Source organism: Microbacterium sp. PAMC21962 (genome assembly GCF_019443465.1).
GTDB lineage: Bacteria > Actinomycetota > Actinomycetes > Actinomycetales > Microbacteriaceae > Microbacterium > Microbacterium hominis.
Genome location: NZ_CP080381.1, coordinates 613,720 through 633,436 on the forward strand (window position 1 = coordinate 613,720; position 19,717 = coordinate 633,436).

The window sequence follows — 19,717 nt, forward strand, 5'->3', positions numbered from 1 at the left end:
GCGGCGGAGCCGATCCGTGTCGTCGTCGCCGACGACCAGCAACTGATCCGACTGGGATTCGGACTCGTGCTGGGGGCCGAGGACGACATCGTCGTCGTGGGCGAGGCCTCCGACGGCGAGGAAGCGGTCGAGCTCTGCGTCGCGCTCGATCCCGACGTCGTGTTGATGGACGTGCGGATGCCGAGGCTCGACGGTGTCGCCGCCACCGCGCGGATCGTCGGCACCGTCCCGCGCACGCGCGTGCTGGTGCTGACCACCTTCGATCTCGACGAGTACGCCTTCGGTGCGCTGGATGCCGGAGCCAGCGGCTTCCTGCTCAAGGACGTCGATCGCGCGGCGTTGGTCGGCGCCGTCCGTGCCGTCGCCGCCGGCGACGCCGTGCTCTCTCCCCGCGTCACCCGTGAGGTTCTCCGGCGCCGCAACGCGGCGAACGCCCACGCGACGGATGCGGACGGCGCCGCATCGGAGCTCGCGGCGCGGCTCACCGAGCTCACGCCCCGCGAACGCGAGGTGTTCCACGCGATCGCGCGCGGCCTCACCAATGCCGAGATCGCCGCCGAGCTCTACCTCGGCGAGACGACCGTGAAGACGCACGTCGGCCGCATCCTGGCGAAGCTCGGCGCGCGCGACCGCATCCAGGCGGTGATCCTCGCCCACCGGGGTGAGGCGCTCCTCGATCGTCTCCCGGCACCGCGCGACCCGGATGCGCACGCTCCTCACGATCACTCCCCAGGGCGTGCTCGTTAGGATCGGAACGATGCTGTACTTCCAAGACACCGGTGGGGATCCCGCCGCCCCCGTCATCGATCCGAAGCTGTGGGAGAACGTGCTGGTCTTCCTCGGCCAGGCGGGCATGAACGTGCTCGCGAGCATCGGCATCGCCGTCGGCGCCTTCTTCGCCTCCTGGATCCTTCGCCTCGTCATCCGCCGCATCGTCAACCGCATCGTGTCCGGGGCGAAGAGCAAGGCGAACGTCGACGACACGCAGGCCCTCGAGCGCTCGCCCCTCGCCGCGATGCGTCTGGTCCAACGCACCCGCACACTGGGTTCGATCCTCCAGAACATCGTCAACGTCGCCATCGTGATCATCGCGATCCTGTTGATCTTCGGAACGGTCGCCCCCGACGCGCTCGGCTCGTTCGCGCTGCTGTCCGCCGCGATCGGCGCCGGCCTCGGCTTCGGTGCCCAGAACATCGTCAAGGACGTGCTCAACGGCATCTTCATCGTCGCGGAGGACCAGGTGGGGATCGGCGACGTCGTCGACCTCGGCTTGGCGACGGGCATCGTCGAGTACGTCAGCGTGCGGATCACGCACGTCCGCGACGTCAACGGCACGCTCTGGTACGTGCGCAACGGGGAGATCACGCGCATCGGAAACATGTCGCAGGGCTGGTCGCGCGTCATCATCGACCTCGCGCTGCCGGTCGACGTCGACATCGATCAGGTCGAGAAGTCGATGCTCGCCACAGCGAAGTCTCTCGCGAAGGATCCGAAGTGGCGCACGCGCGTGATCGAGCAGCCCGAGGTGTGGGGACTCGAGTCGATCACCGGCGATGCCCTCGTGATCCGTCTCGTGATGAAGACGCGGGCCAATGCGAAGGACGACGTCGCGCGCGAGCTGCGCATGCGGCTCAAGCGCGCGATGGACGAGCTCGGTGTGACGCTGCCGTCGATGAACACCGTCATGCTCGCCGGGCTCGAGGGAGCCCAGCGCGTGCGGGGCGCGAACCCGCCGCGCACCCGGCCGACCCCGGTGGCGACCGCCGACGGCAAGGGCATCTGGAAGCCCAAGCGCGGAGGCGCCGCCTCGAAGCGGACCGGCGCGGAGGAGAACTCGTCGGCGACGACGGACGGCGCTCCGGCTCCGCAGACGAAGGGCCAGGACTCATGAGCGCGCAGAGCGGGAGCTTCTACGACGAGATCGGCGGGCATGACACGTTCGTCCGACTGGTCGACGCCTTCTACCGGGGCGTGGCCGACGACGAGGTGTTGCGGCCGATGTACCCCGAGGCCGACCTCGGCCCGGCGGCGGAGCGGCTGACGCTGTTCCTGGAGCAGTACTGGGGCGGGCCGACCACCTACAGCGAGCGCCGCGGGCACCCCCGGCTCCGCATGCGGCACATCCCCTTCCACGTCAATCCCGACGCCCGCGACCGCTGGCTCGCGCACATGCGCACCGCCGTCGACGAGCTCGACCTCTCGCCGCTGCACGAAGCGACGCTCTGGGACTACCTGCAGCGGGCCGCGCATGCCATGGTGAACACGTTCGAGCCCAGCGGCATCGGTCCCGATCGTCCGTCCAGCGCCGCGCACCTGCCGGTGCACCCGCGCCCGACGGAGGATGCCGCGTCATCCCCCGAGCGCTGACGGTCCGAATCTCAGCGACGAGACGACGAAGGAGTCGACGATGAGCACCACCACGACACGCGAGGTCGATGTCCTCGTCATCGGATGGGGCCTCGCCGGTCTCGTCGCGGCGACGGAAGCGGCCGCCGCCGGAAAGACCGTCGCCCTCCTCGACCAGGAGCCGCGCCCCAACCTGGGTGGGCAGGCGTTCTGGTCGTTCGGCGGCCTGTTCTTCGTCGATTCCCCCGAACAGCGACGGATGGGGATCGCGGACTCCCTCGAGCTCGCTCGGCAGGACTGGTTCGCCACCGCCGGGTTCGACCGCGACGAGGATCTCTGGCCGCGCCGGTGGGCGGAGGCCTACCTGCAGTTCGCCAGCGGCGAGAAGCGCGCCTGGCTCCGCGAGAAGGGCGTGGGTTTCTTCCCCGTGGTCGGCTGGGCCGAGCGCGGAGGCTACAACGCCACCGGACCGGGAAACTCCGTCCCGCGCTTCCACATCACCTGGGGTACCGGCCCCGGGCTCGTCGCCCCTTTCCAGGCGGCCGTCGAGCAGGCGGAGGCGACGGGGCGGCTCACGGTGCTCCCCCGGCACCGCGTGACGGCCCTGACCACCGGCGGGGACGGCGTCACCGGCGCACGCGGCGACATCCTCGCCCCCTCCGGCGCACCACGGGGCGCCGTCAGCTCGCGCGAGATCGTGGGAGCCTTCGAGGTCACTGCGGGCGCCACGATCGTCGCGTCGGGCGGGATCGGCGGCAACCACGACCTCGTGCGCGCCCAGTGGCCCGCCCGCCTCGGGACCGCCCCCGACACGATGATCACCGGGGTTCCCGCCTACGTCGACGGATCGATGCAGCCGGTATCCGCCGCCGCCGGCGCCCACCTCATCAACGGCGACCGCATGTGGCACTACGTCGAGGGGATCCAGAACTGGAATCCGATCTGGCCGAACCACGGCATCCGGATCCTGCCCGGGCCGTCGTCGGTGTGGCTGGACGCCACCGGCGCGCGGCTTCCCGTTCCGCTCTACCCCGGCTTCGACACCCTGGGAACCCTCGCGCACCTGCGCGCCACCGGCCACGACCATTCGTGGTTCGTCCTCTCGCAGAAGATCATCGAGAAGGAGTTCACCCTCTCGGGAAGCGAGCAGAACCCGGACCTCACCGGCAAGGACGTGCCCCTGCTGGTGCGCTCGCGGCTCGGCGCGGGGGCCGCCGAGCCCGTGCAGGACTTCCTCGACCACGGTGCGGACTTCGTGGTGCGCCGGACGCTGGACGAGCTGATCGACGGCATGCGCGCGCTGCCGGGCGGTGAAGCACTGGACGCGTCCACCGTGCGACGCGAAATCGAAGCGCGCGACCGCGAGATCGAGAACGACTTCACGAAGGACGCGCAGATCGCGATGCTGCGCGCAGCCCGTGCCTACCGCGGCGACCGGCTCATCCGCACCGCGAAGCCGCATCGCATCCTCGATCCGCAGAACGGACCCCTCATCGCCGTGAAGCTCCACGTGCTCACCCGCAAGTCGCTCGGCGGGATCGAGACCGACCTGTCGGGTCGTGCCCTCGGCACCGACGGGGCTCCGGTCGGCGGACTGTACGCGGCCGGCGAGGCTGCGGGCTTCGGCGGCGGCGGCGTGCACGGCTACCGCGCGCTGGAAGGCACCTTCGTCGGTGGATGCCTGTTCTCGGGCAGGATCGCCGGACGGGCGGCCGCCGCCGCGCTCTGAGCGCGACCACCGCGTCGACGGGGCGGACCGGGGGTCAGGCGGCGCCCGTCGTCCGGACCTCGGTGAGCCCCGAGTGCACCCGGGTGCGCGTGAGGACGTGTCCCCGGCGCAGGCTCACGCGGGTCCACGGTCCGCTGCGATGGACGGTCGCCGTCTCCTCGCCCCCGATGAAGCCGAGGGCGAAGGCGGCGAACGCCACGCCGCGCGGCAGGTCCACGACCTCGCCGTCGGGCTCCCCCCACACCTGCGCCCGCACCAGTCGTACGACGTCTTCGCCCGCCGCGTCCGGGACGGCCTCCGCAACGGCGGCGATGCCCCACTGCGCGCGAGCGGCGAGGGTCGCCGCATCGAGGGAGGCGGCGCGCTCCCACCCGGAGCGCGGCGGGGAGACTCCGGCCCAGGGCGCCGTCACCGCGGAGTCCGGCAGGGCGATCGCGTTCGGGGCGTCGCCGGGTGCCAGCGCGGCGGCATCCACGACGAGATCGCACTCCAGCTCGGGATCCACGCGCACGAAACGCATGCCGAGGACGGTCGGCGTCGCCTCCAAGAGCGTCTGCGGAGCCAGCGGCGCCGAGGTCACGGCGAGGGTGCCTCCCGATGCGCGCAGACGCACCGTCCCATCGCCGAGGCGGGCGGCGCGCTGGGCGAAGACGAGCACGTCGGCGGCGCTCGGGGCGTCGGGGAACAGGAGGTGGGCGGACATCCCACCTAAACTATCAAGCGGCAGCGGAGACGGACGGAGAGCACGTGGAGACGGCAGGGTGAGCGGCGAGGATCCCGTCGCGGAGATGCTGGACGTGCTCGACCTCTCCTCGGGAGACGCGCGCACGACCGAGGACATCTTCACCGGAGCCTCGCATCCGATGCCGACCGGACGGATCTTCGGCGGACAGGTGCTCGCGCAGGCGATCATCGCGGCCGACCGGACGACCGACGACGACCGCGTCCCGCACTCGATGCACGGGTACTTCCTCCGTCCCGGCGACGCGGGGCGCGGCGTGACGCTGTCGGTGGATCGGATCCACGACGGACGCTCGTTCTCGACGCGCCGCACGCAGGTCTTCCAGGACGGCGTGCCCATCTTCTCCATGATCGCCTCGTTCGAACGCGAGGACCCGGGCCTGGATCATCAGAGCGGGATGCCGGAGGGGATCCTCACACCCGAAGAGGCGATCCGGCAGTGGCCGGCCGCCGGACGGCATCCGCTGTCGCAACGCCTCCTCGCCAGCAGCCCCATCGAGGTCGTCCACGCCGAGGGAGCGATCTACGACGCCGTGGCCCCGCAGCGCAGCGCGCAGCAGAACGTGTGGATGCGCGCGAAGCGGCCCATCGGCGACGATCCCGCCCTGCACCGCGCCGTCCTGGCCTATATGAGCGATCTGACCATCCAGGAGTCCGTGCTGCGCGCGCACGGCATCGCGTGGTCGCAACCGGGGCTCAAAGTCGCCAGCCTGGACCACGCGATGTGGTGGCACCGCCCGGCACGGGTCGACGAGTGGCTCCTGTACGCGCAGAACTCCCCCAGTGCGCGCGCCGGGAGAGGACTGTCCTCCGGACGCATCTTCACCCGCGATGGCGATCTGGTCGCGTCGGTCGGTCAGGAGATCATGGTGCGGGTACCGGATCGCACCTGACCCGCGCCGCAGTCGTCGCGGTCAGTGCCGCCGGAACGCGACCGGCTCCCCCACGTAGGGGCTCCAGGCGTCGCGCATCGTGTCGCTCAGCCGCACGGGGCGGAAGGTCTGCGCGTCGACGAGGACGACCGACGAGGAGGCGCGCGCGTACAGCGTCTGGTCGCCGTCGCTGCGCGGGCTGTACACCTCGTAGCAGACCTCGATGCTCGAGCCGCCGAGCTTGCCGAACCACATCTGGATGTCGAGGGGCTCGCGGCGGTACGGGACCGGCGCGAGGTACTCGATCTCCTGACGCGCGATGAGCGTCAGCACCCCGGCATCCACACCCGCGTCGATGACGGCGGTGTCGGGCGCCGAGTCACCGAACACCGGTGTCCAGAACACCCGCACGCGCGCCTCTTCGAGCAGCTTCAACATCGTCGCGTTGTTCACGTGGTTGAACGCGTCGAGGTCACCCCATCTCAGATGGATGGGAACGTGGAGGCGCTCAGTCACGGGTGAGCTTGCGGTGCGTGGAGCGGTGCGGGTTCGCGGCGTCCGGGCCGAGGCGCTCGATCTTGTTCGCCTCGTACGCCTCGAAGTTGCCCTCGAACCAGTACCACTTGTCCGGCTGCTCGTCGGTGCCCTCGTAGGCGAGGATGTGCGTCGCGATGCGGTCGAGGAACCACCGGTCGTGCGTGATGACCACCGCGCAGCCGGGGAACTCGAGCAGGGCGTTCTCCAGCGAGCTCAGCGTCTCGACGTCGAGGTCGTTCGTGGGCTCGTCGAGGAGGAGCAGGTTGCCGCCCTCCTTCAGCGTGAGAGCGAGGTTCAGCCGGTTGCGCTCACCGCCCGAGAGCACACCCGCCTTCTTCTGCTGGTCGGGTCCCTTGAAGCCGAACTTGGAGACGTAGGCCCGCGAAGGGATCTCCGTCTTGCCGACGGTGATGATGTCGAGCCCGTCGGACACGACCTCCCACAGCGTCTTGTTCGGGTCGATGTTGGCGCGGCTCTGGTCGACGTAGCTGATCTTGACCGTCTCACCGATCTTCAGGTCGCCGCCGTCGAGCGGCTCGAGGCCGACGATCGTCTTGAACAGCGTCGTCTTTCCGACGCCGTTGGGTCCGATGACACCCACGATGCCGTTGGGCGGCAGGCTGAAGCTGAGACCGTCGATGAGCGAGCGGTCGCCGAACCCCTTCTGCAGCTTCTTCGCCTCGATCACGACGGTGCCGAGGCGCGGGCCGGCGGGGATCTGGATCTCCTCGAAGTCGAGCTTGCGGGTGCGCTCCGCCTCGGCCGCCATCTCTTCGTAGCGGGCCAGACGAGCCTTCGACTTCGTCTGACGGCCCTTGGCCGACGAACGGACCCAGTCGAGCTCGTCCTTCAGACGCTTGGCGAGCTTGGCGTCCTTCTTGCCCTGGATGTCGAGGCGCTCGGCCTTCTTCTCCAGGTAGGTGGAGTAGTTGCCCTCGTAGCCGATGAGCCGGCCGCGGTCGACCTCGGCGATCCACTCCGCGACGTTGTCGAGGAAGTACCGGTCGTGGGTGATGGCGATGACGGCACCCTTGTACGACTGGAGGTGCTGCTCGAGCCACAGCACGCTCTCCGCGTCGAGGTGGTTGGTGGGCTCGTCCAGCAGGAGCAGGTCAGGCTTCTGCAGCAGGAGCTTGGCGAGGGCGACGCGGCGCCGCTCACCACCGGAGAGCTTGGTGACCGGCTCGTCGGCGGGCGGGGTGCGGAGGGCGTCCATCGCCTGCTCGAGCTGCGAGTCGAGGTCCCAGCCGTCCGCGGCGTCGATCTCCTCCTGGAGCACGCCCATCTCGGCCAGCAGCGAATCGAAGTCCGCGTCGGGATCGGCCATGAGAGCGGAGATCTCGTTGAAGCGGTCGAGCTTCGCCTTGATCGCCACGCCGTCCTGGATGTTCTCGAGCACGGTCTTGGTGTCGTCGAGCTCGGGCTCCTGCATGAGGATGCCGACGCTGAAGCCGGGGGTGAGCTTGGCCTCGCCGTTGGACGGCGCGTCGAGTCCCGCCATGATCTTCAGGATCGTCGACTTACCGGCGCCGTTGGGGCCGACCATGCCGATCTTGGCGCCGGGGAGGAACGCCATCGTGACGTCATCGAGGATCAGCTTCTCGCCCACCGCTTTGCGGGCACGGACCATGGAGTAGATGTATTCGGCCATAACGGCCCAAGTCTACGCGGACGGGGTCGTGCGCTCGGCCCGCTCGCGCGGGGACGGCGACAGCCGAGGGACTGACGGCGGCGTGCGGCGTGGCCGCGGCCGGGTCACCAGTCGATCGGACGCGTCTGTCCCACGAGGCAGGTGCCGCCGGGCACCTCCGGAAGCACCCGGGTCTGCGGGCCGGAGACGGAGGGGCCGACCTGTCCCACGAGGCACTCCCCCTGCCATCGCACCGAGAACTGGATGGAGTCGGCCTGGTTGCCGACCGTCGTCAGGTCCTGCGTGACCTCCATCGCCGACTTGTCGAAGCCGGCCGCGACGAGGGCATCGATGTAGGCCCGGCCCTGCAGGGCGGTGGGGCCGGCGGCGACGGCGTCGACGATCGAGCTGAAGAAGGGCAGGTTCTGCGTCGCCGTGCCGCCCGGCTCGAGCACCGGTCCCGTCGGCGTCGGCGTGGCCGTGGCCGACGGTGTCGCGGTGACGGACGGGGACGGCGCGGGAGTCGGCGACGGCGCGCATCCGGCGAGAGCCAGCGTCACCGCGAGGCCGACGGCGAGCAGGCCGGGGGCCGCGCGATGGACGTCTCTTCTCACGCCTCGAGTCTAGGCGGCGTCACTGGACGCCCACTCCACACCGGCCCCGGCACGACCGCGCCCTTGCCAGGCCCGGCGGATGCGGGTCGTGATCAGAACGGTGTCTCGTCGTCGCGCGCCGGCGACCACGCGCCCGCACCGACGAGTTGCGCAGACTCCCCCGACGCGTCGGCGGCCGCGACCGGCTGCTCCGCGCCGATCGCATCCGGGTCGTGCGCGACACCGCCGGGAACCGACCACCCGGTCGCGTCGGCGGCGGGTGCGGGCGGCTGCACGGACGTCGCGGACGGCTTGTGGAAGGTCGTCGTGCCGAACAGCAGGTCGTGGCCGAGCCCGTCGGCGTCGATCTCGGCCGACGAGCCGCTCTTTCCTCCCGACTCCCACTGCTTGATGCGGAACCGCCCCGTCACGATGACGCGTTGCCCCTTCTCGAGCGAGGCGAGGGCGTGCTCGGCGAGCCGCCGGTAGGCCGAGACCCAGTACCAGTTCGTGTGCGCATCGACCCACTGCCCGTTCTCGTGTCGTCGCTCGCTGCTCGCGAGACGGAAGCTGATGGCGGGAATCCCCCCGGGCAGCTCCCGCCGTTCCGGGGTCGAGGCCACGTTTCCGACGACGGTGATGCGATCGCTCATGGTTCCCACTCCTCTCATCGCCCCGGACTCTCCGGGGCCGCTGCGGCACCCGGGTGCCCGCCGGGCGCCGCAGCACGAACAGCGTCCCTCCGCACACCGACGCGATCGGCGTCTCGCGCGCCATCCGTGGAGAGTTCCGCAGGGCCGCGACCTGTGCAGGAGGCTCGGACGACGCGCTCCGTTCGATGTCGGACGTCGAAGCTATGTTCGATCACGACAGAGTCAGGAGTTCCGATGACACGTACGCTCGCTCCCGTCCCCGCGGCCGTTCGCGGCTGCTCGTTCCACCCGGTCTCCCCGCAGCGCTGGCGCGTGCTCGATCGCTCCGGACGCGTCATCGGCCATGTGCGCTGGGAGGAGTGCGCCGACGGCGTGCGCTATCACGCCGAGCGGTTCGACCTGGCGCGTGCGCGACTGCGTCCGCTCGGCGCCTTCTGGACGGCGCGGGAGGCCGTCGACTGCCTGATCTACCTCCGCTGAGGCCCTGATCCCCCTCCGATGAGACTCAGACGACGGCGTCGACCAACTCGCCGCCGTGTACCGGAGCAGCAGCCCGCACTGTCGGCCACGCCCGCGCGAGCACGTCGACGGCGCGCCGGAGCTCTTCGGGAGGGGCGGTGAAGGGAATGCGCAGATGCCGATCGTGCGGGCCGTCCACGCCGAAGCGCGATCCGGCGGACAGATACACCCCGTGGGCACGAGCAGCCAGCACCAGACCGGTGCTGAGGGGCGCGTCGAGCTCCACCCAGAGCGCGACGCCACCGTCGACGACCGGCACGTGCCACGTCGGCAGTGCGGCGCCGAGCGCCTCGACGACGGTGTCACGACCCACGCGTAGGAGCTCGGCCCGCTGCGCGAGGATCTCGGGCATCCGTGCGATCAGTCGCGTCGTGACCACCTGCTCGAACTCGGGCGTTCCGAGCTCGCGCGGCGGACGCGCCGCCACGATGCGCTGCACGAGCTCCTCCTCGGCTCGGATCCACCCCACGCGCAGTCCGCCCCAGACCGACTTGCCCACCGATCCGACGCGGATGACGCGCTCCGATGCGAAAGCGGGCGGCGTCGCCGGGCCGTCGATCACGAGCTCCGCCGTGGTCTCGTCGACGATCAGGGTGGTGCCGGCATCGCGTGCCGACCGGGAGAAGAGGGCTTCTTCCGACGCGCTCATCGAGCGACCGGTCGGGTTCTGGAAGCGCGGCATCAGGTACGCCAACCGGGGCCGCGTGCGCGCGAACACCTGGGCGGCTCTGTCCAGGTCCCATCCGCCGGCCGTCGCCACCGGAACGGCGCTGAGCCGCGCTCCGGCCGAACGAAGGGCCTCCGCGGCATGCGGATAGGTGGGGGTCTCGATCAGCGCGCGATCTCCGCGACCGATCAGCACGGTCGCCAGGAGGTGGATGGCCGACTGCGCTCCCGTCGTGACGACGATCTGCTCCGCCGACGTCGGGATGCCGAGGCGGCGGTATCGGCCCGCGATCGCCTCCCGCAGCGCGAGGGAGCCGCGCACGTCGTAGCCGGCGCGCGACACGATGCTGGCCGCATCGGCCGCCGCCTCGCTGATGACGCCGGCCAGCCCGGGCCATGCCGCCGGACTGGCCTGTTGCAGGTCGATCGCCCCCTCGTCCGCGGCGACGCGACCCACGTCGCGTCGGGGGCGCGGGCGGGTCACGCTTCCGGAGCCGCGGAGGCTCTCGATGTGGCCGCTGTCGCGCAGGCTGCGGTACGCCGCGGCCACCGTCGTTCGACTCACCCGCAGGGTCGCCGCCAGATCGCGCTCCGCCGGCAACGCCGTGTGCGCGGCGATGCGGTTGTCGAGGCACAGCAGCCGGATGCCGTCGGCGAGTGCTTCGTACGCGGGCTCACGCGTCCGCCATCCGCCGAGTGCGGAGGAGAGGGCGCGCGCCGTGATCCGGGAGTCCATGACGTCCACCGTATCGCGATTGGACTGGTCGGAGAGGTCCAATACTGCGATTGGATGTCGTCATGTCGATTCGCGTCATCCGTCTCCTCGTCGGCCTCGCCCTGTACGGCGCGGGGTGCGGCGTCATGGTCCGCGCCGGCATCGGGCTGGACCCGTGGACCGTGTTCGCCCAGGGACTGTCGGTGCAGACCGGGGTCGGCATCGGCTGGATCACGAACATCGTCGGACTGCTGGTCCTGCTGCTGTGGATCCCCCTGCGACAGAAGCCGGGTATCGGGACCGTCGCGAACATCCTGATCGTCGGGACGAGCATGCAGGTGACGGTCAGCACCGTTCCCGCGGTCTCGGGCTTCGGAGCGCAGCTGGCCGTGTTCGTCCTCGGCATGGTCCTGGTCGCGGTGGCATCCGGCATCTACATCGGCGCCCACTTCGGCGCCGGTCCACGCGACGGGCTGATGACGGGGATGCACACGCGCCTCGGCTGGCCGATCTGGGCCTGTCGCCTCCTCGTCGAGGCCTCCGTGCTGCTGGCGGGCTGGCTCCTCGGAGGCACGGTGGGACTGGGCACGCTGCTGTTCGCGGCGGGCATCGGACCGCTCGTCCACGTGGCGCTCCCGCTGCTGGACCCCGACGCGCGCAGCGCGCACGGCAGGGCGGCCGCGGGACGCCGGACGGGCGCGATCGTGGCCGAGCCGTCGCGGTGAGCGAGGCGTCGCGCGGGTGTCAGTGCTCGCGGAACCGCGGCCAGTCGGATCCGTGGGGAAGATGGCCGTGCAGCGCGTTCTTGGCGATGTCCATGGTGGGGTACGTGCCGATACTGGCGGAGGCCCCCGCGATCGTGGAGGTGTAGCCCTCCGGCGACTTGCGGACCGTGCCGACGACGTTGCCTTCGGCGCCGTACGCGACCCAGAGCGTGGACGATGTGGTGCTCATGCTGACTCCTCTCGTCGGATCCGACGCTACGCCCCCGGGCGCGTCCGCGCGAGAGGGCGACGGCCGTCTCGCACACGGCTCGCGCGCGAAGCGGGGCGCACCCGGTACGGTGGAGATGTCGTCCCACCCCTCCATAGCTCAGTGGATAGAGCGAGCGGTTTCTACCCGCCAGGTCGGGGGTTCGAATCCTCCTGGAGGGACGTCTTCGCAGCGTCGCGTCGCGCCTCTGCGCCGTGCGCGACGCGGCGCGACGTCGGCGGCGCTCAGTAGGATGAACGCATGGTGAATGCCGCGGAGAACGACCGCCTCGTCTGGATCGACTGCGAGATGACCGGGCTCGATCTGGAGGTCGACGAGCTGGTCGAGATCGCGATCATCGTCACCGACTTCGAGCTGAACGCGCTCGATCCCGGCTTCCAGATCGTCATCCGGCCCGACGCCTCCGCGCTCGAGAACATGAACGACTTCGTCACGCGGATGCACGAGACGTCCGGTCTGCTGGCGGAGATCCCCCACGGCGTGAGCCTGGCGGAGGCCGAGTTCGAGGCCCTGGAGTACATCCAGCGGTTCGCCCCCGAGGGCAAGGCCCCGCTGGCGGGGAACACCATCGGCACCGATCGGATGTTCCTGGCCAAGTACATGCCGCGCGTGGACCGGTGGCTGCACTATCGCAGCGTCGACGTGTCCAGCATCAAGGAGCTCTCTCGGCGCTGGTACCCGCGCGCGTACTTCAACGCGCCGGCGAAGGACGGCGGGCATCGGGCGCTGGCCGACATCCAGGAGTCGATCCGCGAGCTCGCCTACTACCGTCAGGCGGTCTTCGTGCCCGAGCCGGGACCGACGAGCGATCAGGCCAGAGAGGCTGCTGCGGCCGCCGTGTCGTCATTCGCGCCAGGTGTGTAATAGAATCGTCTGGTTGCCTGGAAGCAGGCACATGGTGGCTATAGCTCAGTTGGTAGAGCACCGCGTTGTGGTCGCGGGGGTCGCGGGTTCAAGCCCCGTTAGCCACCCCACTCACTTCCCTGTCGGGAGTCCCTCATGATCGATCTTGATGCCGACGGCTTCGAGGACCTCGTGTCCGACGAGATCGACCTGTTGCCGGATGACATGCTGGTCGGTCTCGACAACGTGGTCTTCGTCGTCGAGGATCGCCCGGAGGACGGCTCGCTGGACCTTCTCGGGCTCTATGACGGCCTCGCCCTGACCGAGCGCGACCGCTACGGCTCCGGCGAGCTCCCGGACCGCATCATCGTCTACCGGGAGCCCCATCTGCACGCCTGCGAGAGCATCGAAGAGTTGCGCGACGAGGTGCACACGACCCTCGTCCACGAGATCGCGCACTTCTACGGCATCGACGACGCCCGCCTGCACGAGCTGGGGTGGGCGTGACGATCCCTCTGGAGGACCTCCGCCTCGACATCCGCTCGGAGACCGCAGGGCCGTGGCAGGCGGTCGTGTGGAACGACCCGGTGAACTTGATGAGCTACGTCGTCCACGTCTTTCGAACCTACTTCGGCTACTCCCGGGAGCGTGCGGAGCAGCTGATGCTCCTCGTCCACCACGAGGGGCACGCCGTCGTGGCGGAAGGCGCCCGCGAGCAGATGGAGCTCCACGTGCAGGCCATGCACGACTTCGGCCTGTGGGCCACCGTCCGACAGGCCGACTCGTGACGACGGCGGTGCGGATGGAGCTCTCGGCGCTCGAGGCCGCCCACCTCACCGACCTGATCGCGCAGTTCGCCCAGCTCCTGGCCGATGCGCTCGACGACGCGGACGATCCGGCGATCGCGCGGCTCGTGCCGGATGCGTACCGCGACGACCCGCAGGCGGCCGCGGAGTTCCGTCGCTTCACGCAGGACGACCTGCTCGACCGCCGCCGCGACGACGCGCAGACGGTGCTGACCTCGCTGCAGCGCGAGGGAACCGTCCTGCGCGCCGCCGACCTCGATCGCGTCGAGGCGGAGACCTCGTTCGTCGTCGAGCTGGATGCCGCCGCCGTCACCGCCTGGCTGCGCACGCTCACCGCGGTGCGCCTGGTCATGGCGACGCGCCTGGGGATCGTCGCGGATGACGATCAGGACGACGACGACCCCCGTTTCGGGGTCTACAACTGGCTGGGTTTCCGTCTCGAAGGTCTGCTGCAGGCGATGGAGGACTGACGGCGGCGCCGGCCGCTACGGCACGTCGACGCGGATGGTGGCCAGGTCGCGCGGATGGTGCGCGCTCAGATGGGCGTCCTCCTGGCGGGCCCACCGCTGCCAGTGCGGCCGATAGGTGTCGCCGTCGCGAGCGAGCGCGCGATCGCGGCGGCCCGGCTCCGCCGACTCCAGCCAGAGCCGGACCGGCGCGAGAGGTGCGGAGGCGGGGGTCAGCACGCCCGACCCCTCCAGGATCAGCGGCACGAAGGCCGGGGTCACGACGCCGTCTCCGGGGGCGTCTCGCACCCAGTCCCAGCGGTTCCAGTGCGCGGCGCGCCCGGAGGCGAGGGGTTCCAGGATGCGGGTGCGCGCGATCTCGGCGCCCTCCGCCAGTCCGTCCCACCCCGGGTAGAGCTCGTCGAGCCCGATCATCGTGACCGGGCCCGCCCAGCGGGCGCGCACGCGCGCGGCGACCGTCGACTTCCCCGCGCCGGAGCGCCCGTCGATCAGCACGATGGGAAGGACGCCCGGAGGCAGCGCGACCACGGCCCGTTCGACGAGAGTCACCGCGTCGTCGAGGGCGGCGTCGACCTCGTCGCTGTGCGCGTGCTCAGCGCTTGAGTGCACGGATGATGCGGCTGAGCGTCCGCCCCGCGACCCACACGAAGGGGATCGCCACGGCCACCAACGACACCAGGTTCGGCTCGAAACGGAGGTCGTCGCCCTTGCGGATGTAGGCGCCGAGAGGAACGGCGAAACCTCCGCCTCCCCCGCCGTTGTTCCCGCTCTCGTCCTCGCCGGCGCCGAAGCCCGACCACGACAGAGCGACCGGGATGAGCCGGATGCCGTCGACGTCCTGCTGTTCGCCGTAGACGCTGTTCACGCCGAGCGCTGCGGACTGCTTGCCGAGTTCGAGTGCGAGATTGGGCATGGCTCCACCGTAGCCCGGAACGTCAGTCGGTGCGAGGCAGTCGCGGATTCGTCGGCAGCGCATTCACGTCGCGGCGCGGGCCGAGCACGCTGGCACGGGTGACGGCTCCCCCGCCGAAGCGCTGGCGCGCATCGTCGAGCGCTGCGTCGACGCGGCGCCACTCCGCGTCGTCGTCCCACAGGGGCAGCGCGCCGCCGTCGCCGCCGCGGAGCTTCTCGGCGCGCACGCCGATCAGCCGCACGGGCTGCGCCAGCTCGACCGCGTCGAAGAGGGCGATCGCGACGTCGCCGATGCGCTGGCCGACGTCCGACGGCTCCGCGAGCGTCTGTGAGCGCGAGAGCGTCGTGAAATCGGCGTAGCGCAGCTTCAGCGCGACGGTGCCCGCTCGCCATCCGCCGGCGCGAAGCCGGGAGGCGACGCGGTCGGACAGGCGCCGCAGTTCGCTGCGCAGGACGGCGGAGTCGGCCACGTCGTGCAGGAACGTCTCCTCGTGGCCGATGCTCTTCTCGACACGCTGGGTCTCGACGGCGCGGGGATCGATGCCGTGAGCCAGCTGCCAGATCCGCTCGCCACCGGCAGCGCCGAGGGCGCGATCGAGCACGCCGCGCGGCGCCGCGAGGATGTCGGACACCGTGCGCAGGCCCCGGCTCTCCAGGGCTTCCGCGGCCTTCGGGCCGACGCCCCACAGCGCGGACACGGGGAGTCCTGCGAGGAAGGCGGCCGTGTCCGGCTCGCTGACGATCAGCAGGCCGTCGGGTTTGGAACGCGTGGAGGCGATCTTCGCGACATGCTTGGTGGCCGCGACCCCCACGCTGCACACGAGACCGGTCTCGCTGCGCACCCGCGCCCTCAGCATCCGTGCGATCTCGCCGGGCGAGCCCCAGAGCCGCCGGGCGCCCGACACGTCGAGGAACGCCTCGTCGATGGACAGCGGCTCGACCAACGGCGTGATGTCGTGGAAGATCGACATCACCTGGCGCGACAGGGCGGCGTACCTCTCGAAGTGCGGCGGGACGACGACCGCCTGCGGACACAGACGCAATGCCTGGGCGACCCCCATCGCCGAGCGCACGCCGAACCGTCGTGCCTCGTAGGAGGCGCTGGACACCACGCCGCGCCCCTCCATTCCGCCGACGATCAGCGGCTTTCCCGCGAGCGACGGATCGTCGAGCACCTCGACGGAGGCGTAGAAGGCATCCATGTCGACGTGGAGGATGCGGGTGCCGGTGTCATCCGCGCCGTCGGCGGAGACGATCCGTCCCGATCCGTCGCCACGTCCCATGAGTCCATTGTCGGTGACACCGCCGACACGGCGGCGTCACCGACACGAGGATGGCCGGGCTACTTCGCGGCGCGCTCGAGTACGAGCTCGCGGACGCGGGCGGCGTCCGCCTGACCCTTCATCGCCTTCATGACGGCGCCGATGACGGCGCCGGCGGCCTGGACCTTGCCGTCGCGGATCTTCTCGAGCACATCGGGCTGCGCCGTGAGCGCCTCATCGATCGCGGCGATCAGCGCGCCGTCGTCGGAGACGACGGCGAGGCCGCGGGCGTCGACGACCTCCTGCGGGGTCCCCTCCCCGGCGATGACGCCCTCGAGCACCTGGCGGGCGAGCTTGTCGGTGAGGGTCCCGGCGTCCACGAGCTGCTGCAGCGCGGCGACCGAGGCCGGCTCGACGAGCGAGGACGGCTCGACGCCCGACGCGTTCGCGAGGCGCGAGATCTCGCTCATCCACCACTTCCGCGCCGCGGCGGGAGACGCACCGGCGGCGACGGTCGCGTCGACCTCGGTGAGGAGCCCCGCATTCACGATCCCCTGGAAGTCGATGTCGGCGAAGCCCCAGTCCGCCTTCAGCCGGCGGCGGCGTGCGGCGGGCGGCTCCGGGAGGTCGGCGCGCAGCGACTCGATGAGCTCCGTGGACGGCGCCACCGGCAGCAGGTCGGGCTCCGGGAAGTAGCGGTAGTCGTCGGCATCCGACTTCGGCCGCCCCGGGGAGGTGGTGCCGGTGTCCTCGTGCCAGTGACGCGTCTCCTGCGTGATGCTGCCGCCCGCGGCCAGGATCGCGGCCTGGCGCTGGATCTCGTAGCGGACCGCGCGCTCGACGGAGCGCATGGAGTTGACGTTCTTCGTCTCCGTGCGGGTGCCGAGCTTCTCCTGGCCGCGCGGGCGCAGGGAGACGTTCGCGTCGCAGCGCAGGTTGCCGCGTTCCATGCGCGCTTCGGAGATGCCGAGCGACAGCACGATGTCGCGGATCGCCCGCACATAGGCGGCGGCGAGCTCCGGTGCGCGGTGCTCGGCGCCGAAGATCGGCTTGGTGACGATCTCCACGAGCGGCACGCCGGCACGGTTGTAGTCCACGAGCGAGTACTCGGCTCCCTGGATGCGCCCCGTGGAGCCACCGACGTGCGTGAGCTTGCCGGCATCCTCCTCCATGTGGGCGCGCTCGATGGGCACCTCGAAGACGGTGCCGTCGGTGAGCTCGACCTCGACCTGCCCCTCGAAGGCGATCGGCTCGTCGTACTGCGAGATCTGATAGTTCTTGCCCAGGTCGGGGTAGAAGTAGTTCTTGCGCGCGAAGCGGCTCGACGGCGCGATCTGGCAGCCGAGCGCGAGACCCAGGCTGATCGAGAACCGCACGGCCGTCTCGTTGACGACCGGGAGCGATCCGGGCAGGCCCATGTCGACGGGTGCGACGAGCGTGTTCGGGGCGGCGTCGTGGTTCGACGCGTGAGCGGGGTTTCCCGCCGGCGAGAACATCTTGGTCTCGGTGTTCAGCTCGACGTGCACCTCGAAGCCGAGCACCGGCTCGTACAGCGTCAGGGCCTCGTCGAAGTCCATGAGTGCGGCCTTGGCCATCAGCGGTTCCCTCCCAGCAGCGGCGCGCGGTCCAGCAGCGGGCCGCCCCACGAATCGACGAGCAGTGCCTCGGCGGCAGCGCCCACACGGTACAGTCGGGCGTCCTCGCGTGCCGGCGCGATGAACTGGATGCCGACGGGCAGCCCGTCCTCCTCCGCCAGACCCGACGGGATGGAGATGCCCGGGACCCCGGCCAGGTTGACCGGGATCGTGGTGACGTCGTTGAGGTACATCTGCAACGGGTCGTCGATCTTCTCGCCGAGCTTGAACGCGGTCGTCGGAGCCGACGGCGTCGCGATCACGTCGACCTGCGCGAACGCCGCGTCGAAGTCGCGTTGGATCAGCGTGCGGACCTTCTGCGCACTGCCGTAGTAGGCGTCGTAGTAGCCCGCCGAGAGGGCGTAGGTGCCGAGGATGATGCGGCGCTTGACCTCGTCGCCGAACCCGGCGTCACGGGTCGCCGCCATGACGTCCTCGACGGTACCGCCGGGCACGTCCACGCGGAGGCCGAAGCGCACGGAGTCGAACTTCGCGAGGTTGCTCGACGCCTCCGCCGGCAGGATGAGGTAATACGCCGCCACGCCGTACTCGAAGTGGGGCGCGCTGATCTCCACGATCTCCGCACCCTGCCCCTCCAGGAGGGCGAGCGCGCTGCGGAACGACGCCGACACACCGGCCTGGAAGCCGCTGTCGGGCAGTTCGCGGATGACACCGATCTTGAGGCCCCGGAGCCCGGCGCCGGACGCGCCCTCGCGCGCCGCGGCGGCGAAGGACGGCCAGCTGTCGGTGAGCGACGTCGCGTCATGCGGGTCGTGGCCGCCGATGACGTCGTGCAGCAGTGCGGAGTCGAGCACCGTACGCGACACGGGGCCCACCTGGTCGAGCGACGAGGCGAGCGCGATCGCACCGAACCGGCTGACGCCGCCGTACGTCGGCTTCATCCCGACCGTTCCGGTGACGTGCGCGGGCTGGCGGATCGAGCCGCCGGTGTCGGAGCCGAGCGCGATCGGCGCTTCGAAGGCCGCCACGGCGGCGGCGGAGCCACCGCCCGATCCGCCCGGGATGCGCTCGAGGTCCCACGGGTTGTGGGTCGGGCCGTACGCCGAGTGCTCGGTGGAGGAGCCCATGGCGAACTCGTCCATGTTCGTCTTGCCGAGCGGAACCAGCCCGGCGGCACGCGAACGGGCGACCACGGTCGCGTCGTACGGCGACAAGAAGCCCTCGAGGATCTTGGACCCGCTGGTGGAGGGCATGTCCGTCGTGACGAGCACGTCCTTGATGGCCAACGGCACACCGGCCAGCTCGCCGAGCGTCTCCCCCGCCGCCCGGCGACGGTCGATGTCGGCGGCGACGTCGAGCGCGTGGTCGCTCACGTGCAGGAACGCGTGCACGTCGCCGTCGACGGCGGCGATGCGGTCGAGGTGGGCGCGCGTGGCCTCCACGCTCGACACCTCGCCGGCGGCGAGCCGCGACGCGAGATCCGCGGCGGTCAGACGCGTCAGGTCGCTCACTGCTCCTCCCCCAGGATCGCCGTCACCCGGAAGCGCCCGTCGGCGGCATCCGGCGCGTTCTGCAAGACCTGGTCGACCGTGAGCATCTCTCCGACCACGTCGGCGCGGAACACGTTCTCGAGCGGGATCGGGTGGCTGGTCGCGGGCACATCGGGGGTGGCCACTTCGGAGACCTTGGCGATGTTGTCGACGATGACGGAGAGCTGGCCCGTCAGGCGCTCCACCTCATGCTCGTCGAGCTGAATCCGGGCCAGAACGCCGAGATGGCGAACGAGTTCAGGGGTGATTTCAGACACCCGTCGATTCTAGTCGGCCCCTCTTCACCCC

24 protein-coding genes and 2 tRNA genes are annotated in these 19,717 nt (G+C 70.7%); 13 read left to right on the forward strand and 13 right to left on the reverse strand.

Annotated features, from left to right (window positions below; genetic code table 11):
• Window positions 1-12 precede the first annotated feature (12 nt).
• From KY498_RS02970 to KY498_RS02985, 4 genes are read left to right on the forward strand one after another with little or no spacing between them, the layout of a single operon-like run.
• Window positions 13-747 carry a response regulator transcription factor gene (locus KY498_RS02970; RefSeq protein WP_101307228.1) on the forward strand — a complete coding sequence of 245 codons (735 nt, stop codon included), beginning with the start codon at window positions 13-15 and terminating at the stop codon, window positions 745-747.
• A gap of 10 nt (window positions 748-757) precedes the next feature.
• Window positions 758-1,891 (forward strand): mechanosensitive ion channel family protein, encoded by a 1,134-nt coding sequence (locus KY498_RS02975; RefSeq protein WP_191008529.1) that lies wholly within the window; start codon window positions 758-760, stop codon window positions 1,889-1,891.
• Window positions 1,888-2,367 (forward strand): globin, encoded by a 480-nt coding sequence (locus tag KY498_RS02980; protein ID WP_191008528.1) that lies wholly within the window; start codon window positions 1,888-1,890, stop codon window positions 2,365-2,367. Before KY498_RS02975 ends, KY498_RS02980 begins: the two co-directional genes overlap by 4 nt.
• Before the next feature lie 40 nt (window positions 2,368-2,407).
• On the forward strand, window positions 2,408-4,075 hold the full coding sequence (locus tag KY498_RS02985) for an FAD-binding dehydrogenase (RefSeq protein WP_191008527.1): 1,668 nt from the start codon (window positions 2,408-2,410) through the stop codon (window positions 4,073-4,075).
• Window positions 4,076-4,109: 34 nt separating this feature from the next.
• On the opposite strand, the gene KY498_RS02990 is transcribed toward KY498_RS02985, so the two are convergent.
• On the reverse strand, window positions 4,110-4,778 hold the full coding sequence (locus tag KY498_RS02990) for a hypothetical protein (protein ID WP_191008526.1): 669 nt from the start codon (window positions 4,776-4,778) through the stop codon (window positions 4,110-4,112).
• Window positions 4,779-4,836: 58 nt separating this feature from the next.
• On the opposite strand from KY498_RS02990, the gene KY498_RS02995 reads away from it, so the two are divergent.
• Window positions 4,837-5,709, forward strand: a complete 873-nt coding sequence (locus KY498_RS02995; protein WP_371836315.1) for an acyl-CoA thioesterase — start codon at window positions 4,837-4,839, stop codon at window positions 5,707-5,709.
• A gap of 21 nt (window positions 5,710-5,730) precedes the next feature.
• Here KY498_RS02995 and KY498_RS03000 read toward each other — a convergent pair whose 3' ends face one another.
• The 4 genes from KY498_RS03000 to KY498_RS03015 form a co-directional block, all read right to left on the reverse strand.
• The gene (locus KY498_RS03000; RefSeq protein ID WP_060958521.1) at window positions 5,731-6,204 is read right to left on the reverse strand and encodes a thioesterase family protein; all 474 of its coding nucleotides are present in this window, start codon (window positions 6,202-6,204) and stop codon (window positions 5,731-5,733) included.
• Window positions 6,197-7,876 carry an energy-dependent translational throttle protein EttA gene (ettA, locus tag KY498_RS03005; RefSeq protein WP_060958520.1) on the reverse strand — a complete coding sequence of 560 codons (1,680 nt, stop codon included), beginning with the start codon at window positions 7,874-7,876 and terminating at the stop codon, window positions 6,197-6,199. The genes KY498_RS03000 and ettA overlap by 8 nt, the downstream gene beginning before the upstream one ends.
• Before the next feature lie 104 nt (window positions 7,877-7,980).
• Window positions 7,981-8,469 carry a DUF6993 domain-containing protein gene (locus tag KY498_RS03010; protein ID WP_191008525.1) on the reverse strand — a complete coding sequence of 163 codons (489 nt, stop codon included), beginning with the start codon at window positions 8,467-8,469 and terminating at the stop codon, window positions 7,981-7,983.
• Between the two features lie 92 nt (window positions 8,470-8,561).
• The gene (locus KY498_RS03015) at window positions 8,562-9,101 is read right to left on the reverse strand and encodes a single-stranded DNA-binding protein (protein ID WP_191008524.1); all 540 of its coding nucleotides are present in this window, start codon (window positions 9,099-9,101) and stop codon (window positions 8,562-8,564) included.
• A gap of 234 nt (window positions 9,102-9,335) precedes the next feature.
• Between KY498_RS03015 and KY498_RS03020 the strand changes: the two genes are divergently transcribed.
• The gene (locus KY498_RS03020; protein WP_101306260.1) at window positions 9,336-9,581 is read left to right on the forward strand and encodes a DNA mismatch repair protein; all 246 of its coding nucleotides are present in this window, start codon (window positions 9,336-9,338) and stop codon (window positions 9,579-9,581) included.
• Between the two features lie 25 nt (window positions 9,582-9,606).
• On the opposite strand, the gene KY498_RS03025 is transcribed toward KY498_RS03020, so the two are convergent.
• A complete protein-coding gene (locus tag KY498_RS03025) occupies window positions 9,607-11,022 on the reverse strand; it encodes a PLP-dependent aminotransferase family protein (protein ID WP_191008523.1) in 1,416 nt (471 codons plus the stop codon).
• Between the two features lie 62 nt (window positions 11,023-11,084).
• Between KY498_RS03025 and KY498_RS03030 the strand changes: the two genes are divergently transcribed.
• Window positions 11,085-11,726 (forward strand): YitT family protein, encoded by a 642-nt coding sequence (locus KY498_RS03030; RefSeq protein WP_223848921.1) that lies wholly within the window; start codon window positions 11,085-11,087, stop codon window positions 11,724-11,726.
• Between the two features lie 19 nt (window positions 11,727-11,745).
• Here KY498_RS03030 and KY498_RS03035 read toward each other — a convergent pair whose 3' ends face one another.
• Window positions 11,746-11,955: a hypothetical protein gene (locus KY498_RS03035; RefSeq protein ID WP_060958515.1), complete on the reverse strand. Its 210-nt coding sequence runs from the start codon at window positions 11,953-11,955 to the stop codon at window positions 11,746-11,748.
• A gap of 127 nt (window positions 11,956-12,082) precedes the next feature.
• Between KY498_RS03035 and KY498_RS03040 the strand changes: the two genes are divergently transcribed.
• The 6 genes from KY498_RS03040 (at window position 12,083) to KY498_RS03065 (ending at window position 14,113) form a co-directional block, all read left to right on the forward strand.
• A tRNA-Arg gene (locus KY498_RS03040) sits at window positions 12,083-12,155 on the forward strand.
• Between the two features lie 79 nt (window positions 12,156-12,234).
• Window positions 12,235-12,858: an oligoribonuclease gene (orn, locus tag KY498_RS03045; protein WP_060958514.1), complete on the forward strand. Its 624-nt coding sequence runs from the start codon at window positions 12,235-12,237 to the stop codon at window positions 12,856-12,858.
• A gap of 34 nt (window positions 12,859-12,892) precedes the next feature.
• Window positions 12,893-12,968 (forward strand) — tRNA-His (locus KY498_RS03050).
• Window positions 12,969-12,993: 25 nt separating this feature from the next.
• Window positions 12,994-13,344: a metallopeptidase family protein gene (locus KY498_RS03055; protein WP_060958513.1), complete on the forward strand. Its 351-nt coding sequence runs from the start codon at window positions 12,994-12,996 to the stop codon at window positions 13,342-13,344.
• Window positions 13,341-13,625: an ATP-dependent Clp protease adapter ClpS gene (clpS, locus tag KY498_RS03060; RefSeq protein ID WP_060958584.1), complete on the forward strand. Its 285-nt coding sequence runs from the start codon at window positions 13,341-13,343 to the stop codon at window positions 13,623-13,625. The genes KY498_RS03055 and clpS overlap by 4 nt, the downstream gene beginning before the upstream one ends.
• On the forward strand, window positions 13,622-14,113 hold the full coding sequence (locus tag KY498_RS03065) for a DUF2017 family protein (protein ID WP_223848920.1): 492 nt from the start codon (window positions 13,622-13,624) through the stop codon (window positions 14,111-14,113). Before clpS ends, KY498_RS03065 begins: the two co-directional genes overlap by 4 nt.
• Window positions 14,114-14,128: 15 nt before the next feature.
• Here KY498_RS03065 and KY498_RS03070 read toward each other — a convergent pair whose 3' ends face one another.
• Genes KY498_RS03070 through gatC form a run of 6 tightly spaced genes read right to left on the reverse strand, consistent with a single transcriptional unit; the run spans window position 14,129 to window position 19,686 of the window.
• The gene (locus KY498_RS03070) at window positions 14,129-14,719 is read right to left on the reverse strand and encodes an aminobenzoate synthetase (RefSeq protein WP_060958512.1); all 591 of its coding nucleotides are present in this window, start codon (window positions 14,717-14,719) and stop codon (window positions 14,129-14,131) included.
• Window positions 14,703-15,023 carry a hypothetical protein gene (locus KY498_RS03075; RefSeq protein WP_060958511.1) on the reverse strand — a complete coding sequence of 107 codons (321 nt, stop codon included), beginning with the start codon at window positions 15,021-15,023 and terminating at the stop codon, window positions 14,703-14,705. Before KY498_RS03075 ends, KY498_RS03070 begins: the two co-directional genes overlap by 17 nt.
• A 22-nt stretch (window positions 15,024-15,045) precedes the next feature.
• On the reverse strand, window positions 15,046-16,305 hold the full coding sequence (locus KY498_RS03080) for a DNA polymerase IV (RefSeq protein ID WP_191008522.1): 1,260 nt from the start codon (window positions 16,303-16,305) through the stop codon (window positions 15,046-15,048).
• Window positions 16,306-16,364: 59 nt separating this feature from the next.
• The gene (gene gatB / locus KY498_RS03085; protein ID WP_061781792.1) at window positions 16,365-17,879 is read right to left on the reverse strand and encodes an Asp-tRNA(Asn)/Glu-tRNA(Gln) amidotransferase subunit GatB; all 1,515 of its coding nucleotides are present in this window, start codon (window positions 17,877-17,879) and stop codon (window positions 16,365-16,367) included.
• Window positions 17,879-19,390: an Asp-tRNA(Asn)/Glu-tRNA(Gln) amidotransferase subunit GatA gene (gatA, locus tag KY498_RS03090; protein ID WP_060958508.1), complete on the reverse strand. Its 1,512-nt coding sequence runs from the start codon at window positions 19,388-19,390 to the stop codon at window positions 17,879-17,881. The genes gatB and gatA overlap by 1 nt, the downstream gene beginning before the upstream one ends.
• Window positions 19,387-19,686: an Asp-tRNA(Asn)/Glu-tRNA(Gln) amidotransferase subunit GatC gene (gene gatC / locus KY498_RS03095; RefSeq protein ID WP_060958507.1), complete on the reverse strand. Its 300-nt coding sequence runs from the start codon at window positions 19,684-19,686 to the stop codon at window positions 19,387-19,389. Before gatC ends, gatA begins: the two co-directional genes overlap by 4 nt.
• Window positions 19,687-19,717 lie beyond the last annotated feature (31 nt).